General features: G+C 28.7%; 21 protein-coding genes and 1 pseudogene. 11 read left to right on the top strand and 11 right to left on the bottom strand.

What is annotated here, in order from left to right; translation table 11 throughout:
- Nucleotide 1: 1 nt before the first annotated feature.
- Entirely contained in the window at nucleotides 2–1,804 is a 1,803-nt protein-coding gene (locus IC219_RS18180) for a BlaR1 family beta-lactam sensor/signal transducer (protein ID WP_227831710.1), read from the top strand.
- A gap of 428 nt (nucleotides 1,805–2,232) precedes the next feature.
- On the opposite strand, the gene IC219_RS18185 is transcribed toward IC219_RS18180, so the two are convergent.
- Nucleotides 2,233–4,311 carry a penicillin-binding transpeptidase domain-containing protein gene (locus tag IC219_RS18185; protein WP_227831711.1) on the bottom strand — a complete coding sequence of 693 codons (2,079 nt, stop codon included), beginning with the start codon at nucleotides 4,309–4,311 and terminating at the stop codon, nucleotides 2,233–2,235.
- Nucleotides 4,312–4,655: 344 nt separating this feature from the next.
- On the opposite strand from IC219_RS18185, the gene IC219_RS18190 reads away from it, so the two are divergent.
- Nucleotides 4,656–5,234, top strand: coding sequence for a TetR/AcrR family transcriptional regulator (locus tag IC219_RS18190; protein WP_227831712.1), 579 nt, complete (start codon nucleotides 4,656–4,658; stop codon nucleotides 5,232–5,234).
- Nucleotides 5,227–5,886, top strand: a complete 660-nt coding sequence (locus IC219_RS18195) for a CatA-like O-acetyltransferase (protein WP_227831713.1) — start codon at nucleotides 5,227–5,229, stop codon at nucleotides 5,884–5,886. Before IC219_RS18190 ends, IC219_RS18195 begins: the two co-directional genes overlap by 8 nt.
- A gap of 129 nt (nucleotides 5,887–6,015) precedes the next feature.
- Here the strand turns inward: IC219_RS18195 and IC219_RS18200 are convergent, their stop codons facing one another.
- The 5 genes from IC219_RS18200 to IC219_RS18220 all read right to left on the bottom strand — a co-directional run bounded on the left by IC219_RS18200 (nucleotide 6,016) and on the right by IC219_RS18220 (nucleotide 10,109).
- Entirely contained in the window at nucleotides 6,016–7,068 is a 1,053-nt protein-coding gene (locus tag IC219_RS18200; RefSeq protein WP_227831714.1) for an ABC transporter permease, read from the bottom strand.
- Entirely contained in the window at nucleotides 7,068–7,808 is a 741-nt protein-coding gene (locus IC219_RS18205; RefSeq protein WP_227831715.1) for an ABC transporter permease, read from the bottom strand. The genes IC219_RS18200 and IC219_RS18205 overlap by 1 nt, the downstream gene beginning before the upstream one ends.
- Before the next feature lie 3 nt (nucleotides 7,809–7,811).
- Nucleotides 7,812–8,570, bottom strand: a complete 759-nt coding sequence (locus IC219_RS18210; RefSeq protein WP_227831716.1) for an ABC transporter ATP-binding protein — start codon at nucleotides 8,568–8,570, stop codon at nucleotides 7,812–7,814.
- A 101-nt stretch (nucleotides 8,571–8,671) separates the two neighbouring features.
- On the bottom strand, nucleotides 8,672–9,403 hold the full coding sequence (locus IC219_RS18215) for a PadR family transcriptional regulator (protein ID WP_413926960.1): 732 nt from the start codon (nucleotides 9,401–9,403) through the stop codon (nucleotides 8,672–8,674).
- Nucleotides 9,404–9,500: 97 nt separating this feature from the next.
- Nucleotides 9,501–10,109 (bottom strand): MBL fold metallo-hydrolase, encoded by a 609-nt coding sequence (locus IC219_RS18220; protein ID WP_227831717.1) that lies wholly within the window; start codon nucleotides 10,107–10,109, stop codon nucleotides 9,501–9,503.
- A 167-nt stretch (nucleotides 10,110–10,276) separates the two neighbouring features.
- Between IC219_RS18220 and IC219_RS18225 the strand changes: the two genes are divergently transcribed.
- The 4 genes from IC219_RS18225 (at nucleotide 10,277) to IC219_RS18240 (ending at nucleotide 13,232) form a co-directional block, all read left to right on the top strand.
- Nucleotides 10,277–10,915 carry a TetR/AcrR family transcriptional regulator gene (locus IC219_RS18225; protein WP_227435320.1) on the top strand — a complete coding sequence of 213 codons (639 nt, stop codon included), beginning with the start codon at nucleotides 10,277–10,279 and terminating at the stop codon, nucleotides 10,913–10,915.
- A 161-nt stretch (nucleotides 10,916–11,076) separates the two neighbouring features.
- Nucleotides 11,077–11,274 carry a hypothetical protein gene (locus tag IC219_RS18230; protein WP_227435321.1) on the top strand — a complete coding sequence of 66 codons (198 nt, stop codon included), beginning with the start codon at nucleotides 11,077–11,079 and terminating at the stop codon, nucleotides 11,272–11,274.
- A 114-nt stretch (nucleotides 11,275–11,388) separates the two neighbouring features.
- The gene (locus tag IC219_RS18235; RefSeq protein WP_227435324.1) at nucleotides 11,389–12,051 is read left to right on the top strand and encodes a response regulator transcription factor; all 663 of its coding nucleotides are present in this window, start codon (nucleotides 11,389–11,391) and stop codon (nucleotides 12,049–12,051) included.
- Nucleotides 12,051–13,232 carry a sensor histidine kinase gene (locus IC219_RS18240; RefSeq protein WP_227831718.1) on the top strand — a complete coding sequence of 394 codons (1,182 nt, stop codon included), beginning with the start codon at nucleotides 12,051–12,053 and terminating at the stop codon, nucleotides 13,230–13,232. The genes IC219_RS18235 and IC219_RS18240 overlap by 1 nt, the downstream gene beginning before the upstream one ends.
- Nucleotides 13,233–13,361: 129 nt before the next feature.
- On the opposite strand, the gene IC219_RS18245 is transcribed toward IC219_RS18240, so the two are convergent.
- The 4 genes from IC219_RS18245 to IC219_RS18260 all read right to left on the bottom strand — a co-directional run bounded on the left by IC219_RS18245 (nucleotide 13,362) and on the right by IC219_RS18260 (nucleotide 18,677).
- Nucleotides 13,362–16,022: an ABC transporter permease gene (locus IC219_RS18245; protein ID WP_227831719.1), complete on the bottom strand. Its 2,661-nt coding sequence runs from the start codon at nucleotides 16,020–16,022 to the stop codon at nucleotides 13,362–13,364.
- Nucleotides 16,019–16,702: an ABC transporter ATP-binding protein gene (locus IC219_RS18250; RefSeq protein WP_227435330.1), complete on the bottom strand. Its 684-nt coding sequence runs from the start codon at nucleotides 16,700–16,702 to the stop codon at nucleotides 16,019–16,021. The genes IC219_RS18245 and IC219_RS18250 overlap by 4 nt, the downstream gene beginning before the upstream one ends.
- A gap of 294 nt (nucleotides 16,703–16,996) precedes the next feature.
- Nucleotides 16,997–17,932, bottom strand: a complete 936-nt coding sequence (locus IC219_RS18255; RefSeq protein WP_227831720.1) for a penicillin-binding transpeptidase domain-containing protein — start codon at nucleotides 17,930–17,932, stop codon at nucleotides 16,997–16,999.
- 28 nt (nucleotides 17,933–17,960) lie between these two features.
- On the bottom strand, nucleotides 17,961–18,677 hold the full coding sequence (locus tag IC219_RS18260) for a hypothetical protein (protein ID WP_227831721.1): 717 nt from the start codon (nucleotides 18,675–18,677) through the stop codon (nucleotides 17,961–17,963).
- A 335-nt stretch (nucleotides 18,678–19,012) separates the two neighbouring features.
- Here IC219_RS18260 and IC219_RS18265 point away from each other — a divergent pair, with 335 nt between their 5' ends.
- From IC219_RS18265 to IC219_RS18280, 4 genes are all read left to right on the top strand, one after another.
- Nucleotides 19,013–21,271: an excinuclease ABC subunit UvrA gene (locus IC219_RS18265; RefSeq protein ID WP_227831722.1), complete on the top strand. Its 2,259-nt coding sequence runs from the start codon at nucleotides 19,013–19,015 to the stop codon at nucleotides 21,269–21,271.
- Nucleotides 21,272–21,821: 550 nt separating this feature from the next.
- Entirely contained in the window at nucleotides 21,822–22,487 is a 666-nt protein-coding gene (locus IC219_RS18270) for a TetR/AcrR family transcriptional regulator (RefSeq protein ID WP_227831723.1), read from the top strand.
- Between the two features lie 56 nt (nucleotides 22,488–22,543).
- Nucleotides 22,544–23,329: a CPBP family intramembrane glutamic endopeptidase gene (locus tag IC219_RS18275; RefSeq protein ID WP_227831724.1), complete on the top strand. Its 786-nt coding sequence runs from the start codon at nucleotides 22,544–22,546 to the stop codon at nucleotides 23,327–23,329.
- Nucleotides 23,330–23,388: 59 nt separating this feature from the next.
- Entirely contained in the window at nucleotides 23,389–23,742 is a 354-nt protein-coding gene (locus tag IC219_RS18280) for a hypothetical protein (protein WP_227831725.1), read from the top strand.
- On the opposite strand, the pseudogene IC219_RS22095 reads toward IC219_RS18280, so the two are convergent.
- A pseudogene (locus IC219_RS22095) lies at nucleotides 23,726–23,998 on the bottom strand (DUF4368 domain-containing protein); the annotation flags it as partial. The gene IC219_RS18280 and the pseudogene IC219_RS22095 sit on opposite strands and share 17 nt — an antisense overlap.
- Nucleotides 23,999–24,062 lie beyond the last annotated feature (64 nt).

Consider the following 24,062-nt stretch of genomic DNA (forward strand, 5'->3'; position numbering starts at 1 on the left):
TATGTATGCTCCATTTTTTATTCGATTCTTGCTTAGCACAATAACCTTATCTTTTTTAATTATTATAATTTTGCTTGCTAAAAAAATATTAAAAAAACATATTTCTGCAATGTATCAATACAATATCGGGTTTATGATACTTATAATGTTAATAATCCCATTTATTCCGCTTAAATATATTAATCATTTAAATATATTTAGCTATATATCTAGTTTTACTCAGATTGAAAATAATACAGCAAATACTTCTATTGTAAAAAACTCTTCAGACAGTATAATTAATAATTCAAATGCATTAAAAGATTTTTCAGTATCTTTGAGTCAATCTAATTTCGATAATTTAAATATTTTATTGCTAACATTATGGATAATTGGAATTACAACCATGATAATTATTACAGTTCATTGTAATTTTAAAATAGGAAATATAAAAAAATCAGTACAAATTTTAGAAGATGAAGAGATACTTTCACTTTTTAAGCACTGTAAAGAAAATATAGGTTTAGATAAGAATTTTATACTATGTAAATCATCTATTATAAATACACCTATTACATTTGGATACTTTAGGCCACATATTATATTACCAAGCGAATCTATATCTAAATTATATTTAAAAGACATAAGATATATTTTACTTCATGAATTACAACACTCTAAAAACAAAGATATTTTAGTAAATTATCTAATGTGTTTTTTCCAAATATTATATTGGTTTAATCCTCTTATCTGGTATGCACTTAAAGAAATGAGATTAGACCGTGAGATTACATGTGATATTTCAGTTTTAAAAAGACTTGATGAGAATAGCTACATAGAATATGGACATACCATAATAAATTTTATAGACAATCTATCAAAACCATCTAATCTCACACTTACTTCAGATATTGGTGGTTCAAAAAAGCAAATAAAAAGACGTATATTAAAGATAACAGATTTCCAAATTGAGTCAAAAGCTTTAAAACTTAAAAGTATTTTAATTTTTACAATAATAGCTTTAATTGTATTTGGAAGTAGCCCTACACTATCCATTATGGCAGATGTCAATGAAAAATATAATATTACAAGTAATCAAACTTTATATGAAGATTTAAGTCAGTATTTCAAGGGTTTTGATGGAAGTTTTGTAATGTATGATTTAGAGTCAAATCAGTATCATATTTATAATGAAGAAAAAAGTAAAACGAGAATTTCACCAGACTCCACTTATAAAATTTATAGTGCTTTGTTGGGATTAGAAAATGGTGTGATAACAAGAGATAATTCATACATTCATTGGGATGGGAAGTATTCTACTAATGATTCTTGGAATAAAGACCATGACTTATTTTCTGCTATGGAAAACTCCGTTAACTGGTATTTTCAAGATTTAGACAAAAAAAATGGTATGAAGAAAGTACAAACTTATCTAAAAAAAATTAACTATGGAAATTGTGATGTTTCATCTGGGATATCAAACTATTGGTTAGAATCTTCTTTGAAAATCTCACCTATTGAACAGGTAAATTTACTTAAAGATTTTTATACAAATAAATTTGAATTTAAAGATGACAATATAAAAATTGTAAAAGATTCATTATTGATATCTAAAGAAGCTGGAGTATCGCTTTATGGAAAAACTGGTACTGCTAATATAAATGGAAAAGATGTAAATGGTTGGTTTATAGGCTATGTAGAAAAAAATGGAAATACTTATTTATTTGCAACAAACATTCAAAGTAAAGATTATTCTAATGGTATCACAGCAGCCAAAATAACATTATCTATTTTAAATGATAAAAAAATATATAAGACAAATTAATGCAAATATACTTTTAAAATTACAATAAAAAAATTTGATGGTTGTAATTTGTTCACACATATCTATATAAATACTCTAAATATGTGATTTTATTTATAAATAGTTTAAATATTTATGTAAGTTTTTATTTATTTACATAAAACCTAATACTTTTTCTTTAAGATTTAAAAACTTCATACAATATTCAAATTAATTCTCTATAAAATTCATATACAAGGTTTATTATATAAACATAGAAGATAGTAAAACTAGCTTAAAAACATAATATAATACCCTATACAAATAGTGGCAACTCTCCCTCACATCCTCAATTGTTGCCACTATTTTATTTTTTGAACTAATAAAAGACTTCACTATATAGTGAAGTCTCTTATTAGTTTGACTTTTATCTAAAAATAAGCCAAAAATATAATCTCTAATACATCATATTAATCTTCAAATACTGATTTTATAATAGGTATAACATAATGGCTTCCTCCACGATGTTTCACATCTTCAACCATAGCTAATGCTAAATACTGTTTGTCACTATTTTCATCAACTGTAAAAGCATTAAACCATCCAAGTTCTGTTCCAGTAGTATCATCTTTTGATGCTTTAATTTCTGCTGTACCAGTTTTTCCAGCAATAGTAACTCCTTCAGTTTTAGCACTATGGCCTGTTCCATTTGGATTTTCAATAACTTGAATTAAATCATCACGAATAATTTTCACAGACTCTTTAGAAAACACATCTTTTTTCCAGAATTCAGCCTGTGGATTTTCTTTAAATTCAAGATAAGGCCTTATCATACTTCCATCATTGACAAAAGTTGAATATATTGATGCCATATGTACTGGATTTACAAGTACTTTACCTTGACCATACCCACTATCTGCTAATTGTATTTCTGTATCAAATTTATTGTCAGTACCAAATTTTGAAGAAGCTAATCCAAATTCAAATGGTATACTTTCTTCAAATCCCAGTTTTAACAATTCTTTTGATAATACATTTTCACCTATTTTTAATGCTGCTTTGGCAAAGTAAATATTATCAGAGTAAATCAATGCATTTTTCATATTTACAGTATTTCCATAATCCTTTAATGTAGTTACCTTATAACTTCCCCAACTAGAATCTTTTTGCCAACTAAGACCGCTATGTCCAAAATTTTCATTAGGATTAATCTTTCCTGTTGTTATACCAATACCAGCAGTAACTGGTTTGAAAGAAGACCCAGGGCATAGTCTGGCTTTAAATCTATTATACATTGGTTTATTTTCATTTTCATTGAGTTCCTTCCATCTATCCCCTGACATACCTAGTATAAATTCATTTGGATTGTATGATGGACTACTTACAAGAGATAAAATCTCTCCTGTTTTAGGATTCATAACTACTGCGCAACCTTTATCATTTTTCAACTGGTCATATAATTTACTCTGTATCTTCGAATCAATGGTCAGTTTGACATCTTCCCCATCTTGCTTTGGAACAATTGCTAAAGTTTCTTTTTTATCTCCATATCTATCAGCTATGATAATCTCACATCCATCAATACCACGTATTCTGTCTTCCAATAAACTTTCTAAACCAATTTTACCTATTATGCTATTAACATTGTAGTTCTTTCCCTTTTTTTCTTTTAATATTTCTGCATTCACATTTTGAACATACCCAGTTAAATGACCAGCCTTTTCACCTAGTGGATATGCTCTTACCTCTGTATTAGATATTTTAACTCCTGAAATGCTAAGTAATGATTCTTGTAATGATTTATCTTTTTCTTTTACAGATCCATCTGGATTTTCTTCTATTTTTTCAATAGTTTTTATAGGTACCATTGAGTTTTCTTTTACCCAAGATGCATCTAATTTTTTTTGGATTTTCTCAACTGGTATATCTAGTAAATCAGATAGTTTTTTTAGGTCTTCTACATTATTACTCATCTTTCCAGGCACTAATCCTATAACAGATGCAAGACCTTGACCAGCAAGTACTTCACCATTTCTATCTAAAATATTTCCTCTTTTAGCTTTAAGTGTTGATACTAGAACCTTATTATCATTTTCAAGTTCTGGAAATATAACTTTTGACTGCCATCTTATTTTATAGTTTTTTTGCTTGTCTTTAGTCAACAATACTTCATTTGAAAATGAGATTTCTCCTGCTAAAGTGTTTATTTTAGAATCATAATTTATTTTTGTACCTTCATCTTCATCTTTTTTAATGTCCTTAATATCAATACTTATATTGTGTGCACTAATTCCTTCGTATATTTTTTTATTTCTAGAGATAAAATCTTCTTTTTTGTTTTCTAGTTTACTTTTCTCATCTAATAGATTGTACATTTTTTCATATTGTCTTTCATTTGCTAAAGACATATACTGTTTTAATACTTCATCTGGTTTGATTTTATTAAATCCATTCAATACAAAATTAATTGCAAGACCAATAATAACTGTAACTAAACAGATTAAAGCTCCAAGGATTAGTAATTTCTTTGTTTTTATCTTTTTTTTCATACAAACCCCCTTATTCTTCAATACATTACATATGTAAGCTTTAAATTTAAAATAAGCCCATAAATATATCAATTATATACTTTTTTATTGGTCTATTGTTTTTAAATATACTCATAAAAAATATGTATCTTAAATATTATAATTGATAGTAATTTATATATTACATATGTAAGTTTTAAAAGTCAATATTATTATTACTATCTTTAATAAATTTCTTTCTTAATTTAAAATAAATTAAGTTATCTTACACCTAACTGTTTTATACTATATAAATTTAAATTGACAAAGCGACACAAGTGTCTTATAATCAAAAGCGACATGTATGTCGCAAAGGAGGAAAATCTATGGCAACAAAAGGAATGCAAACTAAACAATTTATTATTGATACTTCAATAAGGTTATTTTCTGAAAAAGGCTACAGTAATGTAACTATGAAAGATATTTGTGAAGCATGTAATTTAAGTCGTGGTGGTCTATACAGACATTTTAATTCAACAAAAAAAATTTTTATTGATATGCTAAATTCTCATAAAAACAATGCTAAAAATTTATTAGATGAAAGTATCAAAGAAAATATATCAGCTAGGCAAATGTTAGAGTATTTTCTTAATCAACAAAAGTCAGAAATACAAAGTGAATATTCAGGACTAGATTTTGCAATCCATGAATTTGCTTTTGTAGAAAAAGACCAGCGTGATTATATGAACAAAAGATATAACTCAGCTATTACAATGCTTTCGAAGTTAATAGATTATGGACAATCTAAAAATGAATTTAAAAAATGTAATTCTACAATACTTGCAACACACATAATGTTCTTGCTTGATAGTATGAAGACATCCGCACCTGTTTTAATACTTACAGATAACGATATTGATAATCAAATAAATCTCATAAAAGATATGGTGATTTTATATGAGTAAACAACAATTCCATAAAATTGACTTACAAAACTGGGAACGATATACACATTTTTATTATTTTTCAAAGATGACAAATGTAGGATTTGATTTAACTATAAAAATAGATATTACTCATTTACTTGATGAAACAAAAAAGAAAAATATCAAATTTTATCCAGCATATCTATATATAGTAACAACTTGTTTAAATCGATATAAAGAACTAAAGATTGCATATGATGGAAATGAACTAGGATATTGGGATACTTTAACTCCATTCTATGCAATTTTTCATGATGATAATAAAACTTTTTCATCAATATGGACAGAATACAATAAAGATTTTTCAATATTCTATAAGAGTTACTTAAATGATGTTGAACAATATGGAAAAAATTATGGTTTTTTAGCAAAACCTAATCCTCCAAAAAATTGCTATACTGTTTCATGTCTTCCATGGATTAGTTTTAAAAGCTTTACTGTACATAATCATGGTCTTGAAAATTATTATTTCCCTACAGTTGAATCAGGTAAGTATCATCAAAAAGATGAAAAAATACTTCTCCCTCTTTCTATAACAGTACATCATGCAGCTACTGATGGATACCATGTAAGTTGTTTTATTGATGATATACAAAAAATGTGCTTTAATACTGATACATGGCTATTCTAAAAAACATCTGTATTATAACCATGTATTATAATATTTATAATCTAGGATAAACAATCACATTGCACTGATAGGATAATGTGATTGTTTACTTATTTTAATTATAACTATTTATTTTTTCTTTAATTTTATTTAGTTCTCAATTTTATTTAAATATTTTACTCTTTTAGTCCATCCCACAGTTAACAAAATTAAAGCTACTATTATTGCTGTTAAAATATAAATATAGTTCATATTAGAAAACCATCCTTTCCCATCTTCCATGTAAGTGGAAATACTTATAAACCATCGTATGGGACTTATGATACTCATATTTTGCAACATAGTAGGCATTTTATCAATTGGAATAAATGAACCACCAACAAGTGATAATATAAGAGATATACCAGTAGCAAATAAATTTGCATACATCTCTTTATTAAACAAGAAAGATACAAATGTTCCAAAAGAAGTTGCCAAAGCCGATATCCATACACCCATTAAAAGTAAATTTATATAACTGATACTAATATCAATATTAAATAATTTAATAATAGTTATAGAAACTAGATATTGAAAATATGTGATTGCAAAGTTATATAGCATATTCCCTAACACATATCCTCTTATATTTTGTGGTGAATATAATATTCTTGTAAATGTACCTGAATTCTTATCTTTAATAATCATTGATGCTGTAATAGTAGATGTTATCATTAAAAATAATACAATAAAAGCAATTATTCTTTGCAAAACCCCTAATGTATTTTCTTGTAGTTTACTTATATTTATAGGTGTTGAATCTTCTTTATATGATTCTATTAAATACTCTAATATATTATTTGTACTTTTATCTTTTATAGAATAAAGTTCGAAATTACCCTTATTAAAATATATAACAGCAGAATATTTTCCAGTTATAATATCAGTTTTAACTGTTTTAAAATCTGCAGTTTCAACATCAATTCCTTGAGTACTTTTTAATGCCTTAACCATATCTGTATAAATATTCTTTTCAGATTCATTTAAAACTTGCTCATTTTTATACTCACTTAAAATACCAATATTAAAAGATGGTTTACTTATGTAGTTTGCCATTACTCCAAGTATTACTATAATTATTGGAAATAAGAGTGTTACTAAAAATCCTGATTTTTTATTTATATTTCTTTTAAAATTATTATTAAAAATACCTATTAAGTTCACTATATAAATGCCTCCTTTTTAAAAAATTTAACTGTAAGTACTGTAATTAAAATACTTATCATTACAAATATAGATGATATATAAAAAATAGGTTGAAAATTATTATCATAAATACAAGTAACTATACTCCTATTGACCCAAGTCAATGGTGATATATTAATTGCTAATGAAACAATTGGGTTTAATGAACTAACTGGAAAAAATACTCCTCCTAAGAAACCAAAAATCACTATTGGTATATTAATGATATTACGTAGTATATCTAAGTTTTTGCATGCAAGACCTAAAAATAAACCTATCGCTGATACTACAGTTGATTCACACACTAAAAGAAAAATAATAACTAAAAAATTTCCACCAAAACTTATCTGAAAAACACTTTTTATTATCATTAAAGTTATTACATTACACAGTGAAAGTATAATTGTACAAGAAAAAAGTTTTGAAAGTACTAGTGCTGTTATAGAAATAGGAGAAATCATATAGCGATATGATGTACTAGAAATTTTCTCATCTTGTGCCGCATATGAAACACTAATAATTCCCATAAGTACACAAAATGGTATTGTGACAATAGTATAATAGTTATATGATGTAAATTCTGTTCCATAAGATTTTGATGTTAAATATCCTAATAACATTATGATTATTAATGGAAAAACAATATTATAAAATAAAATAAAAAAATCTTTACTTCTTCTTTTTATTCCTAATCTAAACAATGGTAAAAAATATCTCATATATTATTCCTCCGAATCTCTCAAATTTGTACCTGTAAGATATAAAAAAATATCCTCCAAAGTCTTGCAACCAAGTTTTAAATACTTATCTTTATATACTCTCTTATCTAAGTCTTCTAAAATTACTCCTTTGTCAATTAAAACAATCCTATTACATAAAGCTTCTATTTCCTCCATATAGTGACTAGTGTAAATAATTGTTGTACCATTCTTATTAATCGTTTTAATTGCTTCCATAATTTTATTTCTAGATTGAGGGTCAATTCCAACTGTTGGCTCATCCATAATGAGAATGTTAGGGCTATGTGCGATTGCACAAGCTATATTTAATCTGCGTTTCATTCCTCCAGAAAATTTTGATGGAAGTTCTTTGTGTCTACCCCAAAGTCCAACAAACTCTAAGGCCTCTTTAGTTCGAGATTTGAGTTCGTTTCCTCTAAAACCATACAATGAACAAAAGAATTTAACATTATCATATGCACTTAAATCTTCATATATTGCCAGTTCTTGTGGCACAACACCAATAGCACTTTTAAAAACATTTTGCTGATTTTTGATACTTTTACCTTTATAATATATATCTCCACTATCTGGAGATAAAATCGTAGTAAACATATTAATAGAGGTGCTTTTTCCTGCTCCATTTGGCCCAATAAAACCTAAAATATCCCCTTCTAGTATTTTAAAACTCTCCCTTGATACAACTTCCTTATTTTTATATCTTTTAGATAACTTTTCAATCTCTAATAGTACATTTTCCATTTATAAAACCTCCTAATATTTTAACCAATATTATATATCCAACGTTGTATATATTGTTTTTTTAAAACACGAGCCTTTGACCCGTGTTATTATGAATAAACTTATTTTTTATTTTGTAATTTTAGTATTATTTTATCTATATTTTCTATAGCTTTGTCTGGATTATTAATTATTTCATCTCTGAGTTTTTGAACCTCTAATAGTTCACTTGTTGCCTCATTTGCAAATAAAAAATCTTCTTCTATATTTGAAAAATCTATAGATTTAATGACGTTCTGTGTTTCATAACCAACAGATATGTACTTATCAATATTATTTAGTATTTCCTCATGCCATAGTATTTGATAATTCAAATTATCTATTGTCATATCAAAGGCAATTCTTTCTGTTGGAAGGCTTTTTTTATCAATCTTTTTAATTTCTTTCCAGTTTTCCCAATACTTTTTCTGCTCTATCAGATGCTTTATATGCTTTTCAAGATTGGTTTGTATAGTATCTCTTGGTAATACATCTAAAATATTATACAACAAAAACTTATTTGAACCTATTGGAACTATAGGCATTTGCAGTTCTTTTTGTAGTTCTTCTCTTAGCTCCACTTTACCACTTTGTGTAATCTCATAAATCTTACGAATTCTAGCACCATTTTTTTCTTCTCTCAAAACTCTAACTAATCCATCTTTTTCTAACTTTGTCAAAGCATAGTAGATTGAACCAGATTGTATTTTGGTCCATCTATCTGCACCAGAAACTTGTAAAAATTTTTGAATTTCATATCCATGCGTTGGCTTAATATTTAAATAATATAAAATTAAAGTACGTATCAGAAAAATTCACCACCTTATACTCTATCTTGGATATTATACTATCACCAACGTTGTATATAGTCAATAGTTATTATTTTAAATAATGTATCATAAGTTATTATTTTTATTCTTTAGTACAAGGGCTTCCATGAGACATACATATCCAGTTGTATTTTAAATTTTCTAACTCATTTACAGATTTCATCATTTTTTCAGAGTCCCAGTTCCACAGATTAGGATATGGAATTATATTTCCGTTCTTATTCTTAACTAAGTCTCCTGCAAATAAAACATCTTCAAAAAGCATACAAACATGTCCTGGTGTATGTCCTGGTGTATGAATAATTTTTATATTTCCAACTTGCATATTGTCTCTATGAGGCTCTATATCTTTAATAATTCTTTTTGCAATTGTCTTTCCAATAAATTTTTTGAATCCAGGTCTATCCTTCTCTCCTATAATAAATGGGATATCTTCCATATGAGCCCACACTTTTGCTCCTGTATATTCTTTCAATAACTTAATATTAGACATATGGTCAACATCATGATGAGTCAGTAAAATATGCTTAATATCAGTTAGTTGAATCCCAAGTGTTTTTAATTCTTTAATTATACCATTCCCCATAAAAGGAAGTCCTGTATCTATCAATGTAATCTCTTCATCAAACACAATAAAACAATTTGCACCACGAGTACTATCTAACAACAAGATATTTTCTTTTATTTGCATAAATAAATCCCCCTTTTTTTATATTTTACCTATATAATTAATTAGTAAAGTTATAATAAATTATAGTGCTTTACATTAATTTTATTCGCAATAGTATACCGTTGTTATATAAGTATACCACTAGTATACTATTTTATCAATGGAATCAGTAAAAAGGAGTGTTTTATATGCCAGAATTATCAAAAAGAGATAAAGAAAAAATCCAAAGAGAAAATGAAATTGTTGTCAAAGCAGAAAAATTATTTTGTCTTAATGGATTTGATAACACCTCTATGAATGAACTAGCAAAGGAAACAGAATATACAAAACGTACTATATATAAATATTTCTCATGCAAGGAAGATTTGTTTTTTGCTGTTGTACTAAGAGGGTATAAAAGACTTTGGGATAGTGTTAAAATAGAAAGTTCAAGAGGTAAAACTGGATTTGAAAGATTAAAATTTTCATATTCTGCATTTCATAAATTCTACTGTAAAGAGCCTTCTTTATTAGCTTTAATGGGAATGATTGGACTTGTACAATCTAAAAACTCAGACTTAGAGATACCTTTTAAAGAAAAGTTTTTTTCTTTCAATAAGTTTATGTTTGAAGAAATACAAGAACTATTTGAAATAGGAAAAGTTGATGGAAGTATTAGGTCAGATATTGAGATACCCACTCTTATGTATTCATCAATATTTACACTTACAGGATTTTTTAATTTATTATCTATAACAGGAAAATCGTATCTCAACAATTTTAATATAGAAGAAAAAAAATTTATTGAAACCACTCTTGGTCTTTTGATAGATTCACTTAAAGCGTAGTTTTAATTTATAAGTTTTTTGACAGGAATTTTATTTTCTGTGCAGGATAATCTAGAGGATAAAATGATAACTTTGTTGTAGAACAAGGATTTCCATTGTGTATGATTTTGTGTATCTGTATAATATCTGTATAAATAGAAATTTACGTTGGAGGACTGTGTATGGAAGAAAAAGATAAAAGAAATAGTTATGTTACTTTATTTATGTTTATAGGTGCAGGTATTGGTATTGCTATCGGTTTTGCGATTGGTATCTCTCAAGGAAAAACTGGAATATCTATGTGTTATGGATTAGTATTTGGAATGATAGTAGGAGCTGGTCTTGGAACTATTATAGAAAAGAGCAATAGTAAAGATTAAAACAAATTCCAGTTTGGTAACTGAATATTCAATATCACACAAGCAGTTAGTTATTTATGCTGATAACCATATTTTTACACTATAATTTCTTTTAAATGAAAGGACTGAAAATAAATGGCAAAAATACTTCTTTTAGAAGATGATGATACAATTGCATTTGGGATAAAAGCTTCCCTAGAAAAGAAAAACCATGTAGTTTGTTGTTATAGTACAATCACTGAAGCTAAGAAAAAATTTGACAAAGATATCAATTTAATTCTACTTGATTTAAATTTACCTGATGGGATTGGATATGAATTTTGTAAATATGTTAAAAATATAAGAGATATTCCAGTGATATTTTTGACAGTGCGCGATGATGAAAAAGATATTGTACAAGGTTTGGATATGGGTGCAGACGACTATGTGGTTAAGCCATTCTTACTTTCAGTACTTCAATCTAGAATTAATGCTGTACTTAGACGTACTCATTCTAACACTACTAGCACTCTTACATGTGAAAATATAAGATTGAATAAAGATGAAGTCAAAGTATATTTGGACAATATTGAAATCTCTTTGACAGCAGGAGAATACAAACTACTCCTAAGTCTAATGGAGAATAAAAATAAAGCACTTACTCGTGCAAAACTCTTAGAAATGCTCTGGGATATAGATGGCAACTTTGTAAATGATAATACTCTTACTGTTACAATAAAGCGACTTAGAGAAAAACTAAAAAATCCATCCTGTATAAAAACCTTGAGAGGTATAGGATACAGAATGGAGGACAGCTAGTGAAAATAAAAAAATATATCAATAATACTGTTATTTTTATAGTATTCTGTTTAGTTATTACTATTTTGTTAAGTATAATTCTAACAACTGTAACTTCTTCTGAAGAATATAATATGATAGCTAAAACCATTGGTACATCCTATCAACTTAATCCTAAATCTACAGAACATATTTTAGAATCACTAAAAAATTCAGATTCTCATGACTTTAATGTGGGAAATGAGATTTTATTAAAACATGGTTATACTAAAAATACATTTTGGTATAAAAACTTTTTTTATTTCATGATAGTGTCCTTTATTATAGTGTCAACAATGGCTATAGTTATGTTTATAATTCAGTATAGAGAAAAAAGAAAAAATATGAATAGAATAAATATGCTTACGAGCTATTTAGAAGAAGTAAATTTAGGAAAAGAATCTGTACTTTTACGTTGTGAAGATGAGTTTTCACATCTTGAAGACGAGATATACAAAACTGTGGGAGAACTTCGTTGCTCAAAAGAATTTGCTTTAAAAGAAAGACAAACTCTTTCAGATAATCTTGCAGATATCGCACATCAACTTAAAACTCCAATTACTTCTATGTCGCTCATGGCACAGTTACTTGCAGAAAGTTGTCCCGAGGAAGAAATAGATTACCTCAACAGACTTACAAATCAAATATTAAGATTAGAAAGATTGGTGTCATCCTTACTTACTTTGTCAAAGTTAGATGCAAGTACTTTAATATTTGAAAGTAAGCTTATAGATGTCCATTCTCTTCTTACTCATGCAGTTGAACCTATAGAAGAAATTTTAAAAGAAAAAAACCAGACATTTCTTATTGAAGACTCTTCGTTTGTAGAATTTAACATTGATATTAACTGGACTTTGGAAGCTCTTTTAAATATTCTTAAAAACTGTAGTGAACATGTAGAAGATGGTGGACAGATTGTTGCTTATTATAGTAAAAATCCTCTATACATTGAAATTATTATAGAAGATAATGGTAAAGGTTTTGCTCAAGAAGACCTGCCATATATTTTTAATCGATTTTATCGTGGTAAAAATGCTAGCAAATACAGCATTGGTATAGGTCTTGCTCTATCAAAGTCTATTATCGAAAATCAAAATGGTACTATACATGCAGAAAATTGTCATCATGGTGGTGCAAAATTCATAATTAAGTTTTATACATAAAAAACTGGATTATAGGAAAACACCTATAATCCAGTTACATTATATCTTATTTATCATTTATACATTATTTATAACTTACACACAATATTATTTAAAGTTGCTTTAAAAAAATATTCAAATAAATCTTGTTTATATTGTCTCATTTTTTATAGATTCTACTATGTTTTCATTATTTAATTGTTTACATCCCATAATATACGATGCTATTACTACAATAAGTATCAATATGGTAAAACTCGTCACTATGGATATTGGTGCAAATAATAAGTACTCCATAAAACTTATTTCATTTATATGGATGAAAGCATACAATATAGCTATTTGCACAGGAATACTGAGTAATAATGGTGTAAGACCAAAAAATAATCCTTCTAAGATAATCATCTTTTTCATGCCATTTGGAGACAATCCTGCAGAACGTAACATAGCAAATTCTTGTCGCCTACTTCTAAGATTCCCTGAAACAGTCGCCCATACATTTGATAAACCAATTGCAGCTAACAATGCTGTAATAAATCCTACTATTAAATTCATAGTTATTTGTCCACTATCACTTAACTCTTCATTTTCTACAACATCATTAATCCTATAATCACCTGACCCATAATATTGGTTGCAAATAGATTCAAACTCTTTTCTTACTTTAGAAATATTATCATGATTATCTATTTTAAATAGCCCTGTTATCCTATTTGATTTTAATCTACGATTTTCATGGTAATTTTTAGACATATCTTGTACTGTAGACATTGGTACTACTTGAATTAGTGTGTATCTACCAAGCCTTTCTGCTATTTGTGGAAGTGTATCTGTAATAGCTCCTACTTTCATGTTAAAAGTATAATTTCCCTCATCTTCATCATATACTTTTTCATTCAATGTAATGTTATCTCCTACAGAAAGATTTAAATAATCTATATATACTTTATCCCTACGTGTACTACGCTCAACATCTTCCTCACGATTATATACAATTGAAATTGGATTTTTTGTATCATAATATGGTTTAGGGTCTATAGAAAGTTGTTTGCAATATTTTGCAAAACTCTCATCATCAAGTCCAATCATAGTTGAAGTGATACGAAACTTACCATCACGTTCTATAGGAGAATATTTTTTAGCTGAGACTATATTTTTAAATCCTCCACTCTTTGCAAGCTCTTTTGAAGCATCTTTTTCAGTTAACCAAGTTGCTGCAGACATTTTTAGATAATATAATGAACTCTCTACACCTTGTGTATTGTTTAATTGCTCTAAAAACTGTTTTTCTGTAGGTTCACTATTTTCCAAATACAATGATATATCCCTTTGACTCGCATAAATATCACTACCATAAACACTCTCTGCACCTTTTTGACATGCAATTATATTTAGAAAGCTTGTCAATAATAAAAAAGAAAGTGTTAAAGATATTGTTGCAGTACGATAAGATTTTTTACGGGCACGAAGCGCATTTACTGCAAGTTCTCCTTCTATACCAAATAACCTTGTTAATGAGTATTTATTAGAACTTTTAATTTTAACACTATCACCTTGTCTGATTGCTTCTATAGGTGCTAGTTTTGATACTCTACGTGCTGGTATCAGTGCGGAAACCCATACTGTTATTATTGTAAGTAAAACAGCTGGTAAGAAAGCAGGAATACCATAAGTAAAGATTACCTGTTGATTATCAATATTAATATTTACTGAATTAATATAACTTACAAGGCCATTACACAATGCCCACCCTAAAAATAAACCTATAGGTAAAGGGATAATTGTCAATAAAAAACCTTCAAAAACTACAGACTTTTTAATCTGCTTTGGAGATGCTCCAATGCTAGCTAGTATGCCCAATTGAGTAAGTCTAGCATTTGCTGATAATGCAAAAGCATTATAAATCACCATTACAAATACAGCCACTATAAAGATTGCTATTGTTAAATACATAAGAGGTGTTGAAAATTTTTCTATACTGTTCATAGATGCTTTCTGTTCTGGAGAAAAGACTAACATCTTTAAAAGATAATTACTATTATACTTAAGATTGTATTTTCCATATTCATTCATTTTCCATCCTAATGATTTAGCAAGCTTTGGAAGCTCTTTATATGTATCTCTAATATTTTTAAATCGCAAATATACAGTAATATTATCACTAGGCTTTATACTTGCTCTATCAAGATAACCAAGAGCTGTATATGCAGGTACAACTGATGAAGTAGTAACATCTATTTTCCCTACTATTGTCAACACAGTTTCTGAAATCTTTCTAAAACTTTCACCTTTTGCTGTTGGTGCTGTAGGTACAATATAATTTTCATTTAAAACCCTATCTCCTATTGGGATAGTAATCTTATCACCAACTTTTACATTTGGATTACTTTCAAAATATTGTTTTGAGAGTGCAATTTCATTAGCATTATTTGGTCGACGCCCCTCTAGTATAGTGTCTTTTTCTGGCATAGAATTCCAATATTCTGATGTGGCATTTCTATAAATTATGTAATCCCTTTTATCATCATTAATTTTACCTACATACCATGGTCCTTTAATCATCACATCATCAACTGAAGAGAAATTTTCAATTAATGATAAGTCACTTCCATGAGTTTCATCAAATAATTCTCCATGCCAATTACCTTCTTTCTCAACTGAAAGTCTTATAAAATCACTCCACATTGTATATAATAATCCACATAAAGAAGACATCATAGTTGTAGTAAGTAATATAGCCAACATTATAGCTATACTACTACGCTTATTACGACGTACAAAATCTAAGGTGTATTCTTGAAGAATATTCATTTCTTCACCACCTTTTCAGAAACTATCATACCATCTTCCATAGTTATAATGCGATTTGCTTCTAATGCTATTTTTTCATCATGAGTAATAAGAAGTATTGTTTGATTAAATCGTTTATTTGATAAGTTTAGTAAATCTACAATTTCTTCAGAATTTTTTCTATCAAGATTACCTGTTGGTTCATCTGCTAATAAAATAGCTGGTCTATATATTAAACTTCTAGCTATAGCTACTCTTTGCTGTTGCCCACCTGAAAGTTGACCTGGAAGATGTTTTAGCCTATCAGTTAATCCCAAGGTAGATACAATTTCCGAAAACCTATCTTCATCCACTTTCCTCTTATCAAGTAACATTGGTAATAATATATTTTTTCTAACATCAAGAGTAGGTATAAGATTATAAAATTGATATATAAGCCCTACTTTTCTGCGTCGAAAAATTGCCAATGCTTCTTCTTTTAAGCTTGCTATCTCAGTATCTTCAATATAAATTTTTCCAGATGTAGGTCTATCTACTCCTCCAAGCATATGGAGTAATGTAGATTTTCCAGAACCAGAGGCTCCTACTATGGATACAAAATCACCTTTTTGAACTGATAAATTCAAATTATTAAGAGCCGTCACCATAGTTTGATTTGAGCCATATGTCTTTGTTAAATTTTCACATTTTAGTATTTCCATATATAATCATCTCCTTTATAGTTAAAGTTTAGCAATCCAAAATGACATTATAGTGACACTTCAAACTAAATGTTGACTCTCTCTCAAAATACTTTTTTCAATTAAATATGATACTTTACATAAACACCTTATAAATTTTAACCAATATAAGATTATTTTTTATTAAAATTTTGCTCATATCCTTTTACATATACTTAAAATAATATAAATAAAATAAAAACTATGCAATATATTTATCAATTCATTGCATAGTTACTTAAATCTACCTAATATTTTAGTATAAAGTTATGTCTATTATATAGTACTGTAATAGCTATTAATTATATCAATTGCAATCTCTTTTACTTTTGGTCCTCCAATTTTTTTATTATAATCATCTGATTTAATAGCAAAGTAATATTTATCATCTTCATTTTCTACCATCCCAACAAACCATGCATCAACACATTGCTTCTTTTCATCAAATCCTGTTCCAGTTTTACCATATACATTTATTTTCTTATCATTTGTATCTATTTTCATAATCTCCTTCAAGAGATTAATATTCTCTTTTTTAAAACTTGTATCACCCTCAAAAATTTTAGTTAATACTTGTGTTTGCTCTTTGGGAGAGATTTTTAATGAAGATTCTAACCAGAACCCATTTAAATCTTTACTTCCATTTTTTAAATTTCCTTCCCACTCACTAATGTCACAATTCCCATATTTTAGATTATCTAGTGTATTTTGAACAAATTTAGCATCAACTTGATTCATCAGTTTTCTATGATACCAAACACAAGATACTTTAAATGCTTCTTCCAAATTAAGATTTCTATTCCAATCTTCAATCTCATAAATTGTGCCATTATACCCCATAACTGATTCTTTTGAATTTACTATTCCTTTTTCTAAACCAATTAATGTTGAAATTATTTTAAAAGTAGAACAAGGTGAAGCCCTTGTTTCAATTAACTCTTTATTGTATATATTATATTCTTTATTTTTACTACTATAAAAAACAGCCCCTCCACTAACATCTTTAAAACAATTACTATAATCAACTACATTAACTTTATCTTTTTTCTGTTGTGTACTATCTTTACTATCCAATTCATTTGATTTAAAATTTGTATTGTTACTCTTAATATTTTGTTCTTTACTCTTTTGATTACTTTCCATTGAATGTTTTGCTATAAATGCAATGATTAATAGAATAATTATTAAAATAAAACTTGTCTTTCTTTTCATATCTTACTCCTTCCCTATATATGTATATTTATAATCCTCCTTTAAAATAATAGACATCATCTGCCATATACTCTAAACGTGGAGCTTGAATGTGTTTATTTATAAAATCTAACTCTGGCTTATTTCCTTTTAAATCTTTAAAGAATACAATCCCATCAACAGATTGTAATTCAGCTCCAAAGAAAAAACAAACTGATTTTTTATTACCAACTATCTTAGTTACATCTACATTTCTATTTAACTTATTTATTTTATTTACTACTTCTTCGGAAAAAATATTTTCTAACTCCTTTTTGCCAAGTTTAATATTTAGATTATATTCAGAATTTAACTTTTTTTCATCACATGCTTTTAAGACTGCTTGTGCAACCTCTATATAATCCTTTTTGTAAAGTTGGAATCTAAAACTTTCACTTGGTCTAGGAAGAAATATAGTAGATATACTTATAAAAGTACAAACTATACATCCGATTACTTTTCTTTTATTTAAATCTTTTCTAAGATGTAGCTTAATAATATGTACACAAATCCATATGAAAGCAATCAACATTAATGGTATTGCAAATAATCCTATGAATAGTAAAATCACTCCTCCTCTCAATATAATATTTCCACAAAGAAATAAGAAGTCACTTACAAGAAATAAAGCTACAGGAATAATTATTCCTTTTATATTTTCTTTACCTAATATAATTATGTTGATTAAAGCTATTATAAAAACAGCTATTATAACTATCAGTAACATTGTTCTCTCCTTTCAAGTAGTAAAATTATGTCTGAGTATACACTTAAAACTTACTATTGTAATATTTAAAATATTACAATAGTAAGTTTTAAAAGTCAAGTTATTTAAATCTTTTAAACTAGCTCATTTTTACTAAATTCTAAATAAGTTTTATAATAGGAGTTTTGTTTTTATATGTAGCATACTAATTAATACTGTTTACACTGTAAGTAAATTTAAAAATAATATCTGTAATATAGCAGAATATATCATGAAAATAAATTTTAATCTTATTATAATATAACTACATAATATAATTATGCTACTAAAATATATAAAGAAAGGGCTTAGTATTTATGTCAGATATCATAATAAAGGGACTTACACATAATAATTTAAAAAACATCTCACTTAAACTTCCAAAAAACAAAATCATTGTCTTTACTGGAGTTTCTGGCTCTGGAAAATCAAGTATTGTATTTGACACAATTGCGGCAGAATCACAAAGACAAATGAATGAAACATATTCAGCATTTATTAGAGGTCGACTTCCAAAATACAAAAAACCTCATGTAGAACTGATTGATAATTTAACTGCTTCTGTAATCGTGGACCAGTCTCCTCTTGGTGGCAATGCACGTTCTACAGTAGGAACTATAAGCGATTTGTATTCTTCACTAAGATTATTATTTTCTAGAATTGGCAAACCATATATAGGAACAACATCATATTTTTCGTTTAATGACCCAAATGGTATGTGTAAAAACTGTTCTGGAATTGGTAGAGTCAAAGCGATTAATATTGAGTCTATTCTAAATCCTGAAAATTCATGGAATGCAGGTTGTGTAAATGACTCTCTATTTAAACCTAATTCATGGTATTGGAAACAGTATGCTGAATCTGGACTATTTGATTTAGATAAACCTCTGAAGGATTATTCTATGGAGGAATATAATTTATTGCTATATGGCTCAAAAGATGGAAAAAGCAAGCCTGAAAATTCAAAAGTTGAAGGTATTTTTAATAAATACAATCAAACATATCTAAATCGAGATATTAGCAATATGAGCAAACACACCAAAGAAAAGTCGGAAAGACTTATAACTGATGAGGAATGTCCTGAATGTCATGGAAAAAGATTAAATAAAGATGCTCTTAACTGCACTATTTTAGGGTATTCTATAGCAGATATGAGTAATATGGAATTTACTGAACTTTACAATTTACTCTCTCAAATAAATGATGATAGAGTTGAAACTGTTGTAGATACTCTTACTGATGGCTTGAAAAGAATGATTGATATTGGACTTCCTTATTTACATCTAAATAGAGAATCAACTTCTCTATCTGGAGGAGAAGCTCAGAGATTAAAACTTGTACGCTATATGGGAAGTAGCCTCACAGGTCTAACCTATATTTTTGATGAACCTAGCACTGGAATGCACCCAAGAGATGTACATCGTATGAATCAATTATTAAAAAGACTTAGAGACAGAGGAAATACAGTTCTGGTGGTAGAACATGATAAAGATGTCATATCTATAGCAGATGAGATTATAGATATTGGTCCAAATGCTGGTAAACATGGGGGAAATATTATATTTCAAGGTACCTATAATGAATTACTTCTAGCAAATACACTTACTTCAAAAGCTATGAATTTGTCATTATCTCTAAAATCTAACACTCGTAAACCAAAAAGCTTTCTTCCCATTAGAGGAGCTTGTTTGTATAATCTAAAAAATGTTGATATAGATATACCGGTTGGAATCATGACAGTTGTTACTGGAGTTGCTGGTTCTGGAAAAAGTACTTTGATTTCTAGTATTTTTGCAAAAAAATATGAAAAAGATGTTATTAAAATTGACCAAAACCCTATCACAACTACAAATCGCTCTATGCCAGCTACCTTTCTTGGTTTTTTTGATGAAATAAGAAAACTTTTTGCTAAAGAAAATAATGTTGGTGAAAGTTTATTCAGCTTTAATTCTAAAGGGGCTTGTCCTATTTGTAATGGAAAAGGGGTACTTGTTACAGAACTGGTATTTATGGACCCTGTTGTTAATATATGTGAAGCTTGTAGAGGTACTCGATATAATGAAGAAGTCCTGTCAAAATTGTATAAGGGTAAAAATATAGTTGAAGTTCTTTCCATGACAGTAGATGAATCACTTGAATTCTTTACGGAAAAGAAACTTTGTAAAATATTACAAACTATGAAAGATGTTGGATTATCTTATATGACTTTAGGTCAGCCACTTAGTACACTATCTGGCGGAGAATGTCAAAGAATTAAACTAGCAAAAAATCTTAATAAAAAAGGTACTATATATATTCTAGATGAACCAACTACTGGTCTTCATATGTCTGACATTGACAAGCTTATGTTGATTTTTGAAAGAATAGTAGACAGAGGTAATACAATTATTATCATTGAACATAATTTAGATGTTTTAAAGCAAGCAGATTGGGTGATAGATATTGGACCTGATGGTGGTAAAAATGGTGGTCAGGTAGTATTTGAAGGTACTCCATCAGAAATGTTAAAAAAAGGTAATACTATAACATCAGACTTTCTTAGAAAATCAATAAAAAAAATAAGAACAATGGTGTAAATAAAACTACAGAAGAAATGCTTTTTATTTTAAAAAATATCTATTAAAGTATGGAATAAGAATACACATAATTATATATTTTATTTATGGCTTGTACAGTTCTAATTACCTCAAATAGTACTTCTGATATTTTGTTAATTTTATAGAAGACACTTTAATCTATAGAATTAACAAAATCTCAGTATTTCCCCTATCAGAAATCAACAAGGGAAAAATCGTTTTATCCAGTGCTGGCGTAGTTTAAAGTGCCTCCTCCTTGATATAGTAGCGGATACATTGCTTTAATTAGCGCTAAGCTTCATGTTCCGACTTACTTTACCACACAATCATCTGCCTTCACATCGTTTTCGGTTCCTATTGCCACTTCGTTCTGCCTGATACCAGCCACAGTTTTATTAACAGCTATGTTGCCTGTGATTGACTGGACCACATCCACAACATTAAAATGACACATTCGTCATTTTAACATTGACATGACATAGAAAAGAGAGTATAGTATAGTATATCATATAATAATGACGATAAAGTCATTTTAAGGGAGGTTGATGTAATGCCAAAAGTAAATGAACAGTATTTGGAGGAAAAACGGGATCAGATACTGGATGCTGCATTTGATGTTTGCATGTCCAAGCCAGTATATACAGTTAAAATGAAAGATATTATTGAGAAAACAGGCTTTAGTCACGGGCTTGTATATCGTTATTTTACTAATTTGGAGGATATCCTATTTGCCCTCATTAACAGAGACACATCAATTATTGACGTGTCTGCTAAAGTTGATGAAATACTGCACTCAGGACATTCTCCAGAAGATGTTGTAAAGCAGCTGTTTTCGCTATATTTTGATGCGATTATGATTGGCATCACTGGGTACGGTAAGATTTTAAATGAAATGCTTTCTACGCTTGCCAGCGACCAGCAATATTATCAGAGGTTTCGGGCAAATGTGAAGGTTGCATCCCATAGCGATTATTTACAAACGCAAGCATATCAATATATTGAAGAGCAAATACAAAAAGGCTATTTCTCTCCTAAACAGACGTTAGATGAAATATATTCTTTCATTACAGTATGTCTCAGCGGAATCGAAAGGGACTTGATTCTAACAAGGTGCTACCCTGCTATGCAATATATTCAGTTGAATACGGATGGATTACTGTTCAGCCTGTGTACATCTGTCCTTTTCATGTTGGGAAGCAGTAACCAGCCTGTCTGAAAATAAGGACAACAAGAATGAGTCCATAGTTTATTTACAATGAGGAGGTTATGCTGATGTGGAATTATTATGAGAAAAAACCAATACTACAATACTTATTGCTTGTATTTTTAATTGCATGGAGTGCTACAACAATCGTCATAATAGGCGAACGGCTTGAATGGTTTGCAGGGCCGATTGGAACTGTCGTATACTACTTACTAGTGGGTTTCTCAATTGGATTTGCTCCAGCTTATGCTGTTACGATTCTTCTTAAAAAAAGCGGACAGATTCACGGGATTAAAGAACTTTGTGAACGTATCGTCAGAACCAATCATATATCCAGCTCTCGCGCCCTGATTGTTGCTATTTTCTTTGCCAGCCAGATTGTGATCAATATCCTTTGCAATCGATATCTGGGAAAGCCTTGGTATACGATACTCCTTATGTTTCCATTCATGATTATAGGAGGCGGATTGGAAGAACTTGGCTGGCGCGGTTTTTTGCAGCCAGCATTAGAGCAAAAACTCCCTTTTTTTGCTGCATGTCTTCTCACAGGCGTGATATGGGCCATTTGGCATCTTCCGCTCTGGTTGCTACAGAACGCAAACCAATCCTCCATGAACTTCATCTCGTTTTTGTGTTGGTGTATCGCGATGTCTTTTATGTTAGCAGTCTTATACAGGCTGACTGGAAGTGTCATGATCTGTGTGTGTTTTCATGCGTGGTGCAATGCGATTGGTGGTCTATTCACAATGGACCTTCTTATCCAGCCAATACAAGCAAAGTCAATTGTGCTTCTAGGTCTCCAAGTTATTTTAGCTATGATTGCTTACATCCATATGAATTTGTCTTGGAAGTAACTCAGAAGATACAATGCTTCATATCGAAATGCAAGTTTGCTGAACTATAAGAAGTTCATATGGCTAAAGAAAATGCAAATATACCTAACAAAACCGTTTATTTGCTTTCTATGACAGATTATATTGAGTTGAAAGGTACACTTGTATCATTTATTCAAAATTTTAATTATAACCTTGTTCCTTTTATGATTACTATTTTTTTTATTAAATTCTTAGATAGAAAAGAATCAGTTGATATTCTTACAAAACGATTAGAATATCTTGAAAAAAGCAATATAGGTACTTCAAAGCAAATAGAAATTTTGAAATCCCAAGACTTGCCTGCATATATTATTTTCAACGTCAAGCACAGTGCACAAATTATTCAAACAGATATAATATCAACGAAAAAACTTATTAACACGATAAAATAAATTGATTAAACTGGAGAATCGTAAGTGATACCCCAGTTTCTTTCAAATAATGGCGACACGGGTTCTTGCCTTGATAAACTTCTGGTAAGGGCATATACGCCCTTAGCCAGCCATATCCTCTGATCGTAGGACTACCTTCTTGGCTACCCTTGCGGTAACGCTCATGCACAACAAGGATTTTTTCAACAAACTCATTAAGCATAGTTGTTGTCATGGTGTCAAAGTTTTTGTATTTGTCAATGAGGTCAATAAGCTCCCCCATTAAGAGTACAAGCGGAAAAGCACATGAAATCAGATTTTCAAGTAATTGAGTGTCAAGA

Origin of the sequence: Clostridioides sp. ES-W-0018-02, assembly GCF_020658175.1 — a bacterium.
GTDB lineage: Bacteria > Bacillota > Clostridia > Peptostreptococcales > Peptostreptococcaceae > Clostridioides.

What these genes read in the sequence shown, in the direction of transcription:
- IC219_RS18270 (WP_227831723.1), top strand. Translation starts at nt 21,822, where the DNA reads ATGCCAAAAGTAAATGAACAGTATTTGGAGGAAAAACGGGATCAGATA.
- IC219_RS18190 (WP_227831712.1), top strand. Translation starts at nt 4,656, where the DNA reads ATGGCAACAAAAGGAATGCAAACTAAACAATTTATTATTGATACTTCA.
- IC219_RS18265 (WP_227831722.1), top strand. Translation starts at nt 19,013, where the DNA reads ATGTCAGATATCATAATAAAGGGACTTACACATAATAATTTAAAAAAC.
- IC219_RS18225 (WP_227435320.1), top strand. Translation starts at nt 10,277, where the DNA reads ATGCCAGAATTATCAAAAAGAGATAAAGAAAAAATCCAAAGAGAAAAT.
- IC219_RS18180 (WP_227831710.1), top strand. Translation starts at nt 2, where the DNA reads ATGTATGCTCCATTTTTTATTCGATTCTTGCTTAGCACAATAACCTTA.
- IC219_RS18245 (WP_227831719.1), bottom strand. Translation starts at nt 16,022, where the DNA reads ATGAATATTCTTCAAGAATACACCTTAGATTTTGTACGTCGTAATAAG.
- IC219_RS18275 (WP_227831724.1), top strand. Translation starts at nt 22,544, where the DNA reads ATGTGGAATTATTATGAGAAAAAACCAATACTACAATACTTATTGCTT.
- IC219_RS18210 (WP_227831716.1), bottom strand. Translation starts at nt 8,570, where the DNA reads ATGGAAAATGTACTATTAGAGATTGAAAAGTTATCTAAAAGATATAAA.
- IC219_RS18255 (WP_227831720.1), bottom strand. Translation starts at nt 17,932, where the DNA reads ATGAAAAGAAAGACAAGTTTTATTTTAATAATTATTCTATTAATCATT.
- IC219_RS18185 (WP_227831711.1), bottom strand. Translation starts at nt 4,311, where the DNA reads ATGAAAAAAAAGATAAAAACAAAGAAATTACTAATCCTTGGAGCTTTA.
- IC219_RS18260 (WP_227831721.1), bottom strand. Translation starts at nt 18,677, where the DNA reads ATGTTACTGATAGTTATAATAGCTGTTTTTATAATAGCTTTAATCAAC.
- IC219_RS18220 (WP_227831717.1), bottom strand. Translation starts at nt 10,109, where the DNA reads ATGCAAATAAAAGAAAATATCTTGTTGTTAGATAGTACTCGTGGTGCA.
- IC219_RS18235 (WP_227435324.1), top strand. Translation starts at nt 11,389, where the DNA reads ATGGCAAAAATACTTCTTTTAGAAGATGATGATACAATTGCATTTGGG.
- IC219_RS18205 (WP_227831715.1), bottom strand. Translation starts at nt 7,808, where the DNA reads ATGAGATATTTTTTACCATTGTTTAGATTAGGAATAAAAAGAAGAAGT.
- IC219_RS18195 (WP_227831713.1), top strand. Translation starts at nt 5,227, where the DNA reads ATGAGTAAACAACAATTCCATAAAATTGACTTACAAAACTGGGAACGA.
- IC219_RS18250 (WP_227435330.1), bottom strand. Translation starts at nt 16,702, where the DNA reads ATGGAAATACTAAAATGTGAAAATTTAACAAAGACATATGGCTCAAAT.
- IC219_RS18230 (WP_227435321.1), top strand. Translation starts at nt 11,077, where the DNA reads ATGGAAGAAAAAGATAAAAGAAATAGTTATGTTACTTTATTTATGTTT.
- IC219_RS18280 (WP_227831725.1), top strand. Translation starts at nt 23,389, where the DNA reads ATGGCTAAAGAAAATGCAAATATACCTAACAAAACCGTTTATTTGCTT.